This is a genomic window from Pseudomonas sp. NPDC087817 (genome assembly GCF_044742875.1).
In the GTDB taxonomy this organism is placed as follows: domain Bacteria; phylum Pseudomonadota; class Gammaproteobacteria; order Pseudomonadales; family Pseudomonadaceae; genus Aquipseudomonas.
Genome location: NZ_JBIUVJ010000008.1, coordinates 105636 through 120061 on the forward strand (window position 1 = coordinate 105636; position 14426 = coordinate 120061).

Annotated in this window: 16 protein-coding genes; 6 read left to right on the forward strand and 10 right to left on the reverse strand. The window is 59.7% G+C overall.

What is annotated here, in order from left to right:
- Positions 1-56: 56 nt before the first annotated feature.
- Together ACIONG_RS10120 and ACIONG_RS10125 are read right to left on the reverse strand one after the other, a co-directional pair.
- Entirely contained in the window at positions 57-1145 is a 1089-nt protein-coding gene (locus tag ACIONG_RS10120) for a polyamine ABC transporter substrate-binding protein (RefSeq protein WP_401298782.1), read from the reverse strand.
- Between the two features lie 52 nt (positions 1146-1197).
- Positions 1198-2499 (reverse strand): NAD(P)/FAD-dependent oxidoreductase, encoded by a 1302-nt coding sequence (locus ACIONG_RS10125; RefSeq protein ID WP_401298784.1) that lies wholly within the window; start codon positions 2497-2499, stop codon positions 1198-1200.
- A 160-nt stretch (positions 2500-2659) separates the two neighbouring features.
- Between ACIONG_RS10125 and ACIONG_RS10130 the strand changes: the two genes are divergently transcribed.
- On the forward strand, positions 2660-3550 hold the full coding sequence (locus ACIONG_RS10130; RefSeq protein ID WP_401298787.1) for a LysR substrate-binding domain-containing protein: 891 nt from the start codon (positions 2660-2662) through the stop codon (positions 3548-3550).
- A gap of 21 nt (positions 3551-3571) precedes the next feature.
- Here the strand turns inward: ACIONG_RS10130 and ACIONG_RS10135 are convergent, their stop codons facing one another.
- Positions 3572-3955, reverse strand: coding sequence for a c-type cytochrome (locus tag ACIONG_RS10135; protein WP_401298790.1), 384 nt, complete (start codon positions 3953-3955; stop codon positions 3572-3574).
- Positions 3956-4043: 88 nt separating this feature from the next.
- A complete protein-coding gene (locus ACIONG_RS10140) occupies positions 4044-5375 on the reverse strand; it encodes a PLP-dependent aminotransferase family protein (protein WP_401298793.1) in 1332 nt (443 codons plus the stop codon).
- Positions 5376-5465: 90 nt separating this feature from the next.
- Here ACIONG_RS10140 and ACIONG_RS10145 point away from each other — a divergent pair, with 90 nt between their 5' ends.
- Positions 5466-6359 carry a DMT family transporter gene (locus ACIONG_RS10145; RefSeq protein WP_401298796.1) on the forward strand — a complete coding sequence of 298 codons (894 nt, stop codon included), beginning with the start codon at positions 5466-5468 and terminating at the stop codon, positions 6357-6359.
- A 3-nt stretch (positions 6360-6362) separates the two neighbouring features.
- Here the strand turns inward: ACIONG_RS10145 and ACIONG_RS10150 are convergent, their stop codons facing one another.
- The gene (locus tag ACIONG_RS10150; protein WP_103306750.1) at positions 6363-7178 is read right to left on the reverse strand and encodes an AraC family transcriptional regulator; all 816 of its coding nucleotides are present in this window, start codon (positions 7176-7178) and stop codon (positions 6363-6365) included.
- Positions 7179-7308: 130 nt separating this feature from the next.
- Between ACIONG_RS10150 and ACIONG_RS10155 the strand changes: the two genes are divergently transcribed.
- Positions 7309-7821 (forward strand): carboxymuconolactone decarboxylase family protein, encoded by a 513-nt coding sequence (locus tag ACIONG_RS10155; protein WP_401298800.1) that lies wholly within the window; start codon positions 7309-7311, stop codon positions 7819-7821.
- Between the two features lie 141 nt (positions 7822-7962).
- Here the strand turns inward: ACIONG_RS10155 and ACIONG_RS10160 are convergent, their stop codons facing one another.
- On the reverse strand, positions 7963-9408 hold the full coding sequence (locus tag ACIONG_RS10160; protein ID WP_401298803.1) for a SulP family inorganic anion transporter: 1446 nt from the start codon (positions 9406-9408) through the stop codon (positions 7963-7965).
- A gap of 158 nt (positions 9409-9566) precedes the next feature.
- On the opposite strand from ACIONG_RS10160, the gene ACIONG_RS10165 reads away from it, so the two are divergent.
- Together ACIONG_RS10165 and ACIONG_RS10170 are read left to right on the forward strand one after the other, a co-directional pair.
- A complete protein-coding gene (locus ACIONG_RS10165; protein ID WP_401298806.1) occupies positions 9567-9869 on the forward strand; it encodes a hypothetical protein in 303 nt (100 codons plus the stop codon).
- A gap of 107 nt (positions 9870-9976) precedes the next feature.
- On the forward strand, positions 9977-10522 hold the full coding sequence (locus tag ACIONG_RS10170; RefSeq protein WP_212809416.1) for a hypothetical protein: 546 nt from the start codon (positions 9977-9979) through the stop codon (positions 10520-10522).
- Positions 10523-10562: 40 nt separating this feature from the next.
- Here the strand turns inward: ACIONG_RS10170 and ACIONG_RS10175 are convergent, their stop codons facing one another.
- Both ACIONG_RS10175 and ACIONG_RS10180 read right to left on the reverse strand, forming a co-directional pair.
- Entirely contained in the window at positions 10563-11198 is a 636-nt protein-coding gene (locus ACIONG_RS10175) for a hypothetical protein (protein ID WP_103306755.1), read from the reverse strand.
- A 118-nt stretch (positions 11199-11316) separates the two neighbouring features.
- Complete coding sequence (locus ACIONG_RS10180; protein ID WP_401298810.1) at positions 11317-11775, reverse strand: GNAT family N-acetyltransferase; 459 nt, start codon at positions 11773-11775, stop codon at positions 11317-11319.
- A 142-nt stretch (positions 11776-11917) separates the two neighbouring features.
- On the opposite strand from ACIONG_RS10180, the gene ACIONG_RS10185 reads away from it, so the two are divergent.
- Positions 11918-12562: a TetR/AcrR family transcriptional regulator gene (locus tag ACIONG_RS10185; RefSeq protein ID WP_401298813.1), complete on the forward strand. Its 645-nt coding sequence runs from the start codon at positions 11918-11920 to the stop codon at positions 12560-12562.
- 67 nt (positions 12563-12629) lie between these two features.
- Here ACIONG_RS10185 and ACIONG_RS10190 read toward each other — a convergent pair whose 3' ends face one another.
- A complete protein-coding gene (locus tag ACIONG_RS10190) occupies positions 12630-13643 on the reverse strand; it encodes a lysozyme inhibitor LprI family protein (RefSeq protein ID WP_401298816.1) in 1014 nt (337 codons plus the stop codon).
- A 193-nt stretch (positions 13644-13836) separates the two neighbouring features.
- Positions 13837-14370, reverse strand: coding sequence for a cysteine hydrolase family protein (locus tag ACIONG_RS10195; protein ID WP_401298819.1), 534 nt, complete (start codon positions 14368-14370; stop codon positions 13837-13839).
- Positions 14371-14426: the final 56 nt, after the last annotated feature.

The following is a 14426-nucleotide window of genomic DNA, read 5'->3' on the forward strand; positions in this document are numbered from 1 at the left end:
CAAAAAGCCCGGCCTGATCAGCCGGGCTTTTTCACGTCTGTTGTTACCGGTATGGATCAAGTGTTGGTTTTGAGTTTGGTCCACAACCGCGTGGTCAGTCGTGCAATCGTCGCCGGCAACTCTTCTACGGTGAACAACTTTTCCATCACGCTTTTCGGCGGATAAATCGCTGCATCCTCTTTCACATCCGGTTTCAGAAACTCATTGGCCGCCGCATTCGGGTTGGCGTAGTGAATGCTGTTACTGATGTTGGCGATCACCTTGGGTTCAAGCAGGTAGTTCATGTAGGCGTAGCCGCTCTTTGCATGGGGCGCGCTTTTCGGCATGACCAGCATGTCGAACCACAAGGTCGTGCCTTCGTCCGGGATCGAGTAAGCGATATCGATACCGTTTTTCGCTTCCTTGGCACTGGCCGCCGCCTGAACGATATCGCCGTTGAAACCGATCACCACGCATACGTTGCCGTTGGCCAGATCACTGATGTATTTCGAAGCGTGAAAGTATTGGATGTACGGGCGAATTTTCAACAAGGCCTGCTCGGCTTTCTTGTAATCCGCCGGTTCGTGGCTGTGCGGCGGCAGGCCCAGATAGTTGAGGGTAATCGGCAAGACCTGAGTCGGGTTATCAATGAACGCCACGCCGCACTGGCTGAGCTTCTTGATGTTCTCCTCGTCGAACAGCATCTTCCACGAGCGCGTGACATCGGTATTGCCGAAGATTGCCTTGATCTTCTCGACGTTGTAACCGATGCCGGCGGTGCCCCACATGTAGGGATAGCCGTACTGGTTGCCGGGGTCGTTGACTTCAAGTTTCTGCATCAACAGCGGATCGAGGTTTTTCCAGTTCGGCAGTTGCGACTTGTCCAGCTTCTGAATCGCCCCGGCCTTGATCAGCCGCGACAGAAAGTGGTTCGACGGGCTGACGACGTCATAACCGGTATTGCCGGTCATCAACTTCGATTCCAGCACTTCGTTACTGTCATGAATGTCGTAAGTGGTCTTGATACCGCTGGCCTGGGTGAAGTTGGCCAAGGTGTCTGGCGCGATGTAACTGTTCCAGTTGGAAATGTTGACCGTTTCATCGGCGTAAGCGGTCGCTGAACCGGCAGCGAGTACGATCGCCAGGGTAAGTGGCTGGATGCGCATGTTCTATCACCTGTATTAAGTGGCTTTTGTTCTTGTGCGATTTGCGGGAATTTCAGATCTCTGTTCTGGCCCTGACCGCCTCCACGCGCATGCGAAGCATGGCACCGATGTCGAAGAATGGCCGAGGTGGCAGCCAGCCGGGCTCGGCGCGTTGCATCACCGATTGCAGCAGCGGCGAATCAACGCCCGAGGCCAGTTCGGCCAGCAACCGCCCCCACAAAGTCCCGCGCGCCACGCCCGAACCATTGCAGCCGGCCACGGCAAACACGCCCTCCTCGACCCGGTCGAAAAACGCCTGGCCGCTGCGGCTTGCGCTTAAATGGCCGGTCCAGGTGTATTGAATGTCTTGCTCGCCGAGGAACGGAAAACGCCGCTGCAGGCCGCGAACATGGTGTTGGCTGCGTATCGTCAGTTCGCTGTTGGACAGGTCTCGCGTACGGTATTCGGCGGTATTGCGGATCATCACCCGACGGTCCGGAGTCAGCCGCACCGTGGCGCCGAGTGGCCGGGTCGACAGCACGCCCCAGGGTTCCACCGCGCCGATGGCCTGAAATTCCTGATCGCTGAGCGGGCGCGTGAGGCTGGCGCTGAGTTCCATCGGGAACGTGGCGCTATCGGCAATGCCAACCCGAGGAATGAACGCGTTCAGGCACACCAGCACCCGTTTGGCTTCGATGCTGCCATCAGCCGCATTCGCTCTCAGCCGTCCCTGGCTCAGGCGCTCGATACCGGTGATGTCAGTGTTCTCGTAAACGGTGATAGAGCCCGGCAATGCGTTGAGCAAACCTTTCACGTATTGGGCCGGTTGCAGCAGTGCGTTGCCTTGGCCGCACCAGATCGCAGCTTGGTAATGGCGGGTGCCGAGTTTCTGCGCAAGGGCCGTGCCTTGCACAAACTCGGCACGGGCGCCGAGGGCGCGTAGCGTCGCCAGTTTGGCGTCGACGTGATCGAGCTTGGCCCGGTCGCTGACGGCGAAGTAATAGCCGCTGTCGCGAAAGTTACAGTCGATGGCATGGCGAGCGATACGCTGGCGTACCTCTTCGCTGGCGGCACGGGAAATCATTGTGTCGACTTCAAACCCGGCAAAGCCCTTAGCGCCAATCAACTCGCTGTGCGCCGGATGCTCATGGGCCACAACAAAACCTGAATTGCGCGCCGAAGCCCCTTGCGCTGCGCGTTGTCGATCAACCACCACAATGCGCGCCTGAGGGTGCATTTCAGCAAGGGTGTGTGCGGCACTGAGTCCGGTGATCCCGGCGCCGATCACCAGCCAGTCGGCTTTTTGCACGCCACTCAGGCGACCGCGTTCCGGCGAGCTGCCGGCCTGCGCGATCCAGCCACATACGTTTTCCATGCACCACCTCGTTCGACTGTCGTTCTGCGGCTTGCTTCTGATTCGATGACATGCGTGAATCGCATGGGCAACTTGAGAAGATCACCGCCAGAGCTAGAATCTATTAGGTCTACGCACGACCGACCAACGCTATAAAATCATCGAGCCATTCTGAAAACGCATGGATAACCTTCGCCACGTACCCTCACTGCAAGCCATGCAAGCTCTGGTCGAAGTGGCCCGCTGCGGCAGCTTCACCAGCGCTGCGCAGACGTTGTGTCTGACCCAAAGCGCTGTCAGCCGGCAGATCCAGCAACTGGAAAGCCACTTCAACGTCGCGCTGTTCATCAGGACCAGTCGCAACCTGCGCCTGACTCCGGAGGGCGAACAGGTGCTGGCCAGCGCCCGCAGCATCCTTGAACAACTGAAAACCCTCGAAGAACGCCTCGCCCCGCAGAAGCGTCCGTTCCGCATCCGCATGCACGTCTCGCTGGCGGTGCGCTGGCTGCTGCCCAAACTCAGCGACTTCTATCTGAGTCATCCGCAGGTGTCGCTGGCGATCGAAACGGTCGCCACCGAAATCGTCGAGCCGGGCAATGACAGTGATGCGTACATTGTTTATCTGCCGCAGCCGTCGAGTGATGCGGAGTGCCTGATCCTGTTCGAGGAAATGCTGGTGCCGGTGTGTTCACCCCACCTGGCAAACGCCCCGCGTTCGGTCGACGAATTGTCGCACTTCGCCTTGCTGCATCGTTCGGCGGACCGGCAAGCCTGGATCGAATGGCTGGCGGCGAATGAGGGAAAACCGCTGGAGGATTACCGGCACATCCCGTTCAACCTCGATGAGCTGGCACTGGATGCGGCGGCGCGGGGATTGGGCGTGGCAGTGACGGACATGACGCTGGCGGCGGAGTCGATCGAGCGCGGGGTGTTGGTGGTGCCGTTTGGGCAGCCATTGAAGACCGGGGGGATCTACTCGCTTTGCCCACAATCCTCCGCGGTTTCGCACCCCCAATGCGCATTGATCATGAGTTGGTTTGCTGAACAGGCCATCAACCCGATTCCCGTGTAGGAGTTGTCGCAGGATCGTTACTTAAGGGAAAGTCTGGAGATATGCCAGCAGGTTTTCGAGTTTTTCTTCGTCACTCAGCCCCCAGAAAATCATCCGCGTCCCGGGCACCACGCCTTTCGGATCTTTCAGGTAGGCCTTCAATGTTTCGCGATCCCAGGTTACGCCGGAATTTTTCATCGCATCGGAATATACGTAGTTCGCCGAGGTCCCGGCGGGCCGGCCGATGATGCCGTTGAGTTGCGGGCCGAATCCCGGGCGGGCGGATTCGCCGACTTGATGGCAACCGCCGCACAGGCGCGGGAAGATTTTCGCGCCGGCTTCGGGATCGCCCGCTGCATGGGCGGTGGTGCTGAGCAGGCCAGCAGTGAGGATCAAGGCGAGGGACAGTGAAGCGGTGTTTTTCATCTAGCGATCCAGAGCGATGTATTGCAATTGGGGCAAAGGCTAACACTTTGTGGCAAGAGAGCTTGCTGCCTTGCCACAGGTTTGTTTTTTACAGGTAAGCGGCGATCACCTTTCTGACGGTGATCAATGCCTGGCGCAACACCGCCATGTCCACCGAGCCGAGTGCCAGACGAATCGCATGCGGGACGTGCGGCGCCACTGAAAACGGTTCGGCGGTGGTCACTGAAATCTGTTCGTGCATCAGTTCCACGACGATCTGATCGGCGCGCACGTCTTCCGGCAGCGGTAGCCACAGGAAATACGAGAACGGATGGCCGATGCACGTCAGCCCTTGCAACAACTCGGTGGCCAACGCCTGGCGAGCCTTGGCATCGTGACGTTTCTGCTCTTCAAGCAGCGTGACGGTGCCGTCATCGAGCCAGCCGCAAGCAATCGCCGTCATCACGCCCGGCGTGTTCCAGGTGGTGGCGCGAATGATGCGCTCCAGTGCCGGTACTCTGGGTGCGGGCGCTGCGATGAAACCGACGCGCAGGCCGGTGGCGATGTTCTTGGAAAGACCTGAGACATACACCGTTCGCTCCGGCGCCATGTCGATCAGCGTTCGCGGTGGGTTTTCCACCAGAAAGGCGTAGGCCGCGTCTTCGATGATCGTCAGATCATGCCGACGGGCAATCGCTACCAGTTGCTCGCGCTGCTCTAAAGGCATCACCCAACCCAGCGGATTGTGCAGCGTCGGCATGCTGTACACGGCGCGCACCGGGCGGGTTTGGCAAAGCTTTTCCAGCGCCGCCAGATCCGGCCCGTGGTCGTTGACCGCAATGGCCACCACCTCCAGATGCAGTGCCTCGGCCAAGACCTTGAACCCGGAATACGTCAGCGCATCCGCCGCAATCACATCACCCGGTTTGAGCAACGCCATCAGCGTCACCGCCAGCCCTTGCTGGGCGCCGTTGACGATCAGCACTTGCTCGGCCTCGACGTTTACGCCACGGGCCAGCAGATGTCGCGCGGCCGAGGCTCGTTCATGCTGGCGACCGGCGTGCGGCTGATAACGCAGCAGCGACTCCAGATCCCCGGATAACGCCAATTGCCGCAACGCCGTGCGCAACAGATCCGCTTGCCCCGGCAATGACGGGTAGTTGAAGTTGAGGTCGATCATGCCCACCGCCACGTCCTTCTGATCGATACCCTGCCCCGGCCCCAGTGAGGTTTCCCGCACGAAGGTGCCGCGCCCGGTTTCGCCGCTGACCAGGCCCATCGCCTCCAGTTCAGCGTAGACCCGCGAAGCCGTGACCAGCGCCAGCCCCTCGCTGACGGCCAGTTGCCGGTGGGTCGGCAATCGCGTACCGGGCACCAGGCGCCCAGAGCGAATGTCAGCCGCGAACGTGTCAACGAGAGTCTTGTAGCGCGAGCGCGGCATCGTGGGATGTATCCATGACAATTATTTGATTGTCCCGATTCTCGGCTCCAGGATCGCTGAAAAGCAACCCCACCTGGAGCGCGACTTTGTATGGAACGGACTGCAAACCTGGACACCCCGGCCCTGGAAAAAACCAGCGGCTGGATCAATGGATTCATTGGCGTGGTGATTTTCAGCGGCTCGCTGCCGGCCACACGTCTGGCGGTGCTGGAATTCGAACCGGTGTTTCTCACCGTGTTGCGCGCGGCGATTGCCGGGCTGTTGGCGGTGGGGTTACTTGGGTTGTTTCGGCAACGACCTCCGGCAAGGCATCAGTGGCTGTCGCTGTTCATTGTCGCACTGGGTGTGGTGCTGGGTTTTCCGTTGCTGACGGCGCTGGCGCTGCAACACGTGACGTCGGCACATTCGATTGTCTTTGTCGGACTGCTGCCGTTGGCGACGGCGATTTTCGGCGTGTTGCGTGGCGGTGAACGTCCGCGACCGGTGTTCTGGTTTTTCTCGCTGCTGGGCAGTGCCTTGGTGGTCGGTTTCGCCCTGTCTCAGGGTCTGACCGCATCGCCCACAGGAGACTTGTTGATGCTCGCGGCGATCCTGGTCTGCGGCCTCGGTTACGCTGAAGGCGCGAAGCTGTCGCGGACCCTCGGTGGCTGGCAGGTGATCTGCTGGGCGCTGGTGCTGTCATTGCCGGTGATGGCGCTATCGAGTCTGTGGCTGGCGCCCGCCTCGTTCGCCAACATCAGCCTGAAAGCATGGTTGTGTCTGGCCTACGTGGCGCTGTTCAGCATGCTGATCGGCTTTGTGTTCTGGTATCGCGGACTCGCGCAAGGCGGGATTGCGGCGGTTGGGCAGTTGCAGTTGCTGCAACCGTTTTTCGGCTTGGCACTGGCCGCGACACTGCTGCATGAACACGTCAGCGTCGGCATGCTCGCGGTGACGCTGGGCGTGATTCTGTGCGTGGCCGGGGCGAAGAAATTTGCCAGATAAGCGTCAAAGTCCTGCCTTCCACTCCCGAGGACTGAGCCCGGTTTTGCGCCGAAAGGCCCGGGCCAGCGCCGAGGGACTTTCATAACCGACTTCATCGGCAATCAACGCAATCGGCTTGCCTTCGCGCAGCCGTTTCTGCGCCAGACTGACCCGCCAGCTCAGCAGGTAATCGGCCGGCGTCTGGCCGACGACGCGGCGGAACTGCTCGGCAAACCCGGCGCGCGAGAGGTTGGCGGCGCTGGCCAGATCCGCCACGCTCCAGGATTTCGCCGGTTGCTCGTGGATCAGGTTCAAGGCCCGGGACAAGCGCGGATCAGCCAGCCCGGCCATCATCCCCGGTTGTTGATCGCGGCTGCTGATGAGATGCCGCAACAACAGAATCACCAGCAATTCGAACAAACGATCCATCACCGCCATACGCCCGCAATGACCTTCGAAAGCTTCCTTGAACAGCCATTCCAGCGTATCGCCCAGCTGCGGAATGTCGGTCAGTTTAAGCACCAGATAATCCGGCAACGCCGCCGCCAAGGCATTGCCGGAGCCGCCGTCGAATGTCAGCGTCGCGCACACCAGTTTCGTGTCCATGGCTTCGTCGGCCGACATTCGGTGAGCTAACGGTCGGGGGAAGAAAATCAGCGAAGGCTCGGTCAGGCTAATCTCGCGTTCATTTCCGGGCTGGAGCAGCAGCTCACCCGCCTGCAACAGGTGCACATGCCCACTCGGCTCGCCCCCGTGCACGCTGATACCGCAGAACTCGCCGCTGTGGAAGGTGCCGGCATTGACGCCGAAATGACTGAGCAGTGTAGACAGGCGATCCATGGCGACTCCCGGGGCAGTTCTGGACGATCTGTCGCATATCCTCGACGATTTGCCGCCAAAGCACCAGCCGCGCTCAATAACATCAACTCCATCGCCGGCGCACTTCGCACCGGACTTTCGGAGAGTCATCATGAGCCGCATCAACGCCATCAGCCTCGACACCGCCACCGACGCCACTCGCCCGGTACTTGAAGGCGTGAAGAAGAAAATCGGTTTTCTGCCGAACGTGTTCGCTACTTTGGCCAAGGCCCCGGTGGCCCTTGATACCTACGTGCAAGCCTCGGCGCTCCTCGGCAAGTCGTCGCTGAGTGCCAAGGAAAAAGAAGCGGTGTACCTCGCCACGTCGCAGGTCAACGGTTGCGATTATTGCCTGGCGGCGCACACCCTGTTTGCCGGTAAATCCGGGCTGTCAGCGCAGGACATCGTCGCGGCGCGTCAAGGCGAACTCAACGCCTACGCCGCCCTCGCCTATCAACTGACGCAAACTCGCGGCCACTTGAGCGACGAGCACATCGCCGCCGCCCGCGCCGCCGGGATCGACGACAGCAAAATCATTGAAGTGATTGCGCTGGTGGCGGTGCAGACCCTGACCAATTACCTGAACAACACAGCGCTGACCGATATCGATTTCCCGACGATCTGAAATCCGGGCCTAAACAAAACCAATGTGGGAGCTGGCTTGCCAGCGATGGCGGTGGGTCAATCGATATCGATGTCGACTGATCCGACCTCATCGCTGGCAAGTCAGCTCCCACAGGGATTGAGTTGCTCCTGCAAAAGGGCTTCAGTCGTGATCGACGCCGGCGCGTTTAAGCAGTTTCTTGCAGCGCTCCGACAGATGAAAAACCTGCAGATGCTTGCCGGCCTTGGCGTACCGTTCGCGCAGGGTTTTCAGCGCGGCGATCGCCGAGTAATCGACGAAGCTCAAATGCCGGCAATCGAGCGTGACCCTGGCGGGATCATTGGCCGGGTCGAACTGGTTGAGGAACGGTGTAGTCGAGGCAAAGAACAACGTGCCGTGCAGGCGATAGAGTTTGCTGCCGTCGGCCTCCAGATGTTCATCGGCGTACAACTCGCGCGCCTGCTGCCAGGCGAAATTCAGTGCAGCGATGATGATGCCGCACAGCACCGCCGTGGCCAGATCGGTGAACACGGTGATGGTGGTCACGGCGATGATCACCAGCACATCGTTGAGCGGCACCTTGTTCACCACCCGCAACGAGGCCCAGGCGAAAGTCTGCTGCGACACCACGAACATCACGCCCACCAACGCCGCCAGCGGAATGCGCTCGATCAACGGTGACAGAAACAGGATGAACAACAAAATCAGCACGCCCGCCACCACGCCAGACAACCGCCCGCGCCCGCCGGAGCTGAGGTTGATCACGGTCTGGCCGATCATCGCGCAGCCGCCCATGCCGCCGAATGCGCCCGAGACCATGTTCGCCGCGCCCAGCGCCACACACTCGCGATCCGGGTAGCCACGGGTTTCAGTGATTTCGTCGGTGAGGTTCAGCGTCAACAGGGTTTCCAGCAGGCCGACCAGCGCCATCAGGATCGCGTACGGGGCGATGATGCTCAGGGTCTGCAGGTTCCACGGGATGTCCGGCAGTGCGAAAGTCGGCAGGCCACCGGCGATGTGCGCCATGTCGCCGAGGGTGCGGGTCGGCAATCCGAACAGATAAACCAGCAGGCCCACACCGAGAATGGCCACCAGCGCCGGCGGCACTGCACGGGTCAGACGCGGCAGGATGTAGACGATGGCCATGGTCAGCAGCACCAGCCCGGTCATCAGATACAGCGGCGTGCCGCTGAGCCAGTGCTCACCACTTTTGAAATGTTCCAGTTGCGCCAGCGCAATGATAATCGCCAGGCCGTTAACGAAGCCGAGCATGACCGGATGCGGCACCATGCGCACCAGTTTGCCCAGCCGCAACAGCCCGAAGGCCATCATGATCAGCCCGCCCAACAGCACGGTTGCCAGCAGATACTGCACGCCGTGTTGCACCACCAGTGCGACGATCACCACCGCCATTGAACCCGCCGCGCCGGACACCATGCCCGGCCGACCGCCAAACAACGCGGTCAGCGTACAAATGATGAAGGCGCCATACAGGCCCATCAATGGATTGAGGTGCGCCACCAGCGCAAACGCAATGCATTCGGGCAACAGGGCAAACGAGGTGGTGAGTCCGGCCAGGACATCGGCGCGCAGACGTATCGGTTTCATGGCTTACCTGATTGAGCGGCCGCTGAGCACGGCCGGCGATGTTCACGAAAAAGAGGGTGGCGGATGTTACGGAATTGTCCGGGTTGGGGCCAGTGATCGCTGACACTCGTCGACATGCGCTTTATGCTGGCGCGCTTGTGCATCCATCGAGTTCAAACATGTCTGAGTTTCTGAGCGCCCGTGAGGTTTGCCAACGACTGCGCGATGCCGCACTTGGCGTGCTTGCGTTGCAGGTGTCCGCGGCGCCTGCCGAGGCCGGACTTGTCGCGGTCGAGATCGAAGGCTGGCATTTGCTGCTGGATTTTGAAGGTAAACGGTTGCATCACTGTGAATTCGCTCGTGACGACAATGGCCACGAAGGCGCGATCGACACCTGGCAGCGTTACGGCACCGATCCGGTGAGTTTGCTCAGCACCTGGGAACTGGCGCAGATCGAAAACTTGCTGGCTGAGCGAGGCTGATATTGCCCAGCGAGAAAATGTTTCTTGCGAGTGAGTAAACACGGTTGCTCGATGATGGCACTCTGCCCATAATTCGCGCCCCCTACATTCCCACGCAAGGAACTGCCGTGAAGAAGTCGCTGTTGTTGATCCCGATGCTGGCGTTGTTGCTGCAAGGCTGTGGCATGACCATGACCCGCTACGAGCCGAGTTACGAAAACGTCCAGAAGCTCAAGCAAACCCCACCGCTGCACGCGATCAGCAATCCTCAAGTCACCGCCGAAACCGGTGAAGGTTCGCTGATGGTCCGCGCCAACCCGATCCGCTCGCCGTCCGGGAGCATCCCGGCGCACATTCAGGACGCAATCACCGAAGAGCTGCGCAAGGCTGGTTTGCTGGATCCTAACGCCCAGCGACAATTGAAAGTGCTGGTGGTGAAGAATGAAATGACCGCTGGCATGGGCACAGGTAGCGGCAAGCTTGCTGCACGTTTCACCCTGCTCAATGGCAATGATGTGGTGTACGACGCGACCAAGGATGTCAGCAGCCAGTGGAGCAGCAGCTTCTTCGGTTTCATTGCGATCCCGAACGCGGTCAACGCTTACAACCCGATGTTGCGTGATTTGCTGAAAGATCTGTACAGCGATCCGCAGTTCATCCAGGCCCTGAAATAAGGGTAAAAAAAGAGCCGCGATTGCGGCTCTTTTTTTTGCGTCACGCCCGTGGAATACGGGAGTCGAGCGCTGAGTATTTCAGGTTCTTGTTGTCGATCATTTGCTTGAGCAGCGCGTTGACCTGACGGGCGAACGTGTCGTTGACCGCCGCCTTCGGGGTATTGCCCATCAGCGGAATGAACCAGATACCGACCCAGGTGCCGATCGCATCGTGGTTGCTGGCGGTGGTCAGGGCCTGACCTGTTCCGTCCACGGCTTCCAGGCTCATGGTGTACTGATCGGTGCCGTACGCCGGGATCACCCCCAGGCTGAAACCACTGATGAAGCCCAGCACCATCGAACCGGCATTCGGCGGATGGTTGTACATTTTCAGACGCAGGCTGTAGTCGCCTGGTTGCTTCTGGAACTCATCCAGCGTGACACGACCGAACAGACCGGAATCCGTCAGAATCTTTTGTAGCTCGGGCTTGAGCTGGTCACGTGCCTGCGGCACTTCTACGGCCGAGGCGCTTTTCGGCTCGCCCTGATAGAAGTCGAAATCGACATAGACGTTAGGCTTGTTGGCGTAACTGGCCATCGACGGCATTGTCACCGGCGCCACTTCGTCTTTAGTGAAACTGGCACAACCGCCGAGCGCCATTACCAGGCCCAGCGCCAGGATTTTCCCGAATTGCATGATGTCCGTCCCTATTTGAACAACGCCAAATGATGGCAATGAGCCTCCATTGCGGAGGCCGGGCGGATTCTAGAGAGAGCCGGCGTCGGGGGAAAGAGAAAAAGACAAAAATTTCGACTCAGCCTTGGCGCAAATCGAGCAGGTAGGTGTAGTAGCCGGTGTCTCGCACATACCCCAGCGACTCGTACAAACCCTGGGCGGTGAAGTTGTCGATCGCCGTTTCCAGCACCAGTCCCTTGGCGCCCGTCTCCAGGGCAAAGTCGCGGGCTGTGTTCATCAATAACCTGCCGACGCCACGCCCACGGGCGGAAGGCGCGGTGAACAGATCGCTGAGCAACCAAGTGCGGTGGGCGTCGATAGACGAAAACGTCGGGTACAACTGCACGAATCCCAGCGCTTCACCGCGCTCGTCCTTAGCGAGAAAAATCACTGATTCATTGCCCGCCATACGCTCGGCGATAAAGGCGCGCGATTGCTCAAGGTTTGACGGTTGTTCATAGAACCCCCGGTAGGCGTCGAACAACGGCGCCACCGCATCCAGATGAGTCGCGTTCGCCCGCAATGCCCGAATAGTCATATCCCCTCCTCGCCTGCATAAATGATCGAACCAGCATAGCGCTGTCTGTCGAGTGTGCTGGCTTCACCGCTATATAGTTTTGTATATTGCGAAACCGAAATCGCCAGAATCTGTTTATGTCGTCTTTTACTTTCGTGTGTCCATGAGCGCTATTCGAGTCCGCAACGAACAGTTAATCCTTGCCGCTGCCAGTGAAGAATTCGCCGCCAAGGGCTTCGACGCCACCCAGACCCGCGACATCGCGGCCCGTGCCGGGGTGCCCAAGGCCAATCTGTATTACTACTTCCAGTCCAAGGAAAACCTATACGGCAAGGTGCTGTTGGGTTTCGTCGAGCCGCTGCTGGAGGCGTCGGCGGTGCTGCGTGAAAGCGACGATCCGCTGATTGGCTTGCGTGCCTATGTCGCTGCGCGGATTCGTATCGCCCGCGAGCACCCGGCGATTGCCAAGGTGTTCAGCGGTGAGTTGTTGCTCGGGGGGCGGCAGTTGCCGAATGAATGCCGCGATCTGTTGCACGCTGAAGCGCGGCGCAATGTCGAGTGCCTGCGCAGCTGGATCGACCGTGGCTTGCTGGCGCCGGTGGATCCTGAACATTTGATGCTGTTCATTTGGTCGGCGACCCGCACGTATACCAATATCGGCTGGCAGATGGGCCGGATCATGCAGCGCGAGGTGCCGCTGGATGAGGACTATCAAACAGCGGCGCAGACGATTACGCGAATGGTGCTGGAGGGTGTGGTGGTGACGCCGCGGGTTGGGGAAATACGTGGGGTCTTGTTTGCGACGTGAGGGGATTGCGGACTGCTGCGTAGCCATCGGGCGGTGCGACGTTCCGCTAAAGCCCCTCGCCACAGCGTCAGGGCATGTGGTCCAAAGGAATCGCACGATTGCCGTTGGTGCGTTGGTACCAGGCTTGCAAAACGTCGGGCAGACGTCCTTTCCATTTCGCAGCGTTGGTGTAATAGCGCATTCGCTCCTGACCGTTTGCTCCGTAGGTCAGCATGATGACCCAAAAATGCTGGTCGGTTGTGCTCACCATGATGCCGGTGCCGCCCAGGCCTCGCATCCACATTTCCACGACCTGACTGCCCGGTATATCGCTTGAGGGATCACCGATATGCAAATTGCCGGAGAACTCCACCAGCTTTTGATAATCATCCTTGAGCAAAGCGTGCAGGATCTGATTTTCTTCAGGGTTGCGCGCCAGACCAAGGCTGAGCATGTCGTAATCGAGCGTCAGTGGTTGCTCCGAGGCGACGTAAGTGCCGGCGTAAAACACGCCCATTCCGGCGCCGCAGTCGGCATCGGAGCCGGCTTGCGAGATGTTCAGTACGCCGTTCAGGGGGGTGAAACTCAACGCGCACTCGCCTTCTACGTAATGTGCTTCGCCGTCCTTGAGTTCAGCGGTGCCGTCGAGGTCGCCGGAGTTGGCGCCCTCTCCCGCCGCGATATCAAACGTAATGTGCGCAGCATCGCGGCGATGCGTGGTCAGCGTGGCTGCCGTTGATGTTCGAGAAGGAATGAGTTGCCAGGTCGCATCCCAACTGAACGGCTGAACAGCATGCTCCAGTTCGGCCAGACGCATCACATACTCACGGCGCAAACAGGCAGTCAGCGCGCCACAGGCGTTGCGGCTCTTCAGCCACTGCCGTTGATCAGTCTTGAGCGCCTTGGGATCTGGCACCTTGGCCAGAGTAGAACCCCAGCGTTCGGCGAGTTGCTCATCCAGTTGCGACAGATATGGATCGGCGCAAATGGCTTTTTCGGTTTTGCTTGAAGCACTGGCGCAATCGAAACTGCTGGCGTGGGTGGCGCAGGCAAACGTGAGGGTGGTCAGCGCCAAGGCATGACGGAGGGTGAAAACGGGCATCGACAGAATCCATTCTTCAAACGGCGGGCAGTATGCCAGTGCTGCTGACAAAAATCCTCGCCGGACACACAGGTTTCAGCCACCGCAGATCCCCGTGGGCGCGGGCTTGCCCGCGAAGACGTTCGGTCAGTCAAATCCTCGGTGACTGGCACTCCGCCTCCGTGAGCAAGCCAACTCCCACAGGAAATCGGGGTTAGAACGCAATGTCTGCGCCAGGTTTGACATCGATCCGCGCCACCGAGCCGGTCAGGTGTGCCAGATCCTTGTTGTGTTCGGCGATGATGTCTTCGGCACTCATGTTGCCGTTGTCGAGGGTGGAATGCGCGTCCGAGACGAGCACCACGTCGTACCCCAACTGATGGGCCTGACGCACGGTGGCGTTGACGCAGTAATCGGTTTGCAGACCGCAGATTACCAATCGCTCGAAATCTTCGGTCGGCAGCAATTTGCGCAGGTCGGTCTGGTAGAACGAATCCGGGGTAGTTTTGCTTACGCGCAGATCTTGCGGGGATGTCTCCAACCCTACGGCCAGTTGCCAGCCATCGGCACCATGAGCCAGCGGGCTATCTTTTTCCTCATGCTGAATCAGCACCACCGGAACCCCGGCCTTGCGTGCGCGGGTGCTGAGGTCGTTGATGGTGTCGATCACACGGTGGATGTCGTGACACTGGTATTCGCCCGAGCACAGGGCGCGCTGGACGTCGATGATCAGTAATGCGGTGGTCATGATGAGCCTTCCTTGATCATTCCTTGAGACAGGGACGGACTGGCGTCCGCCCCCTT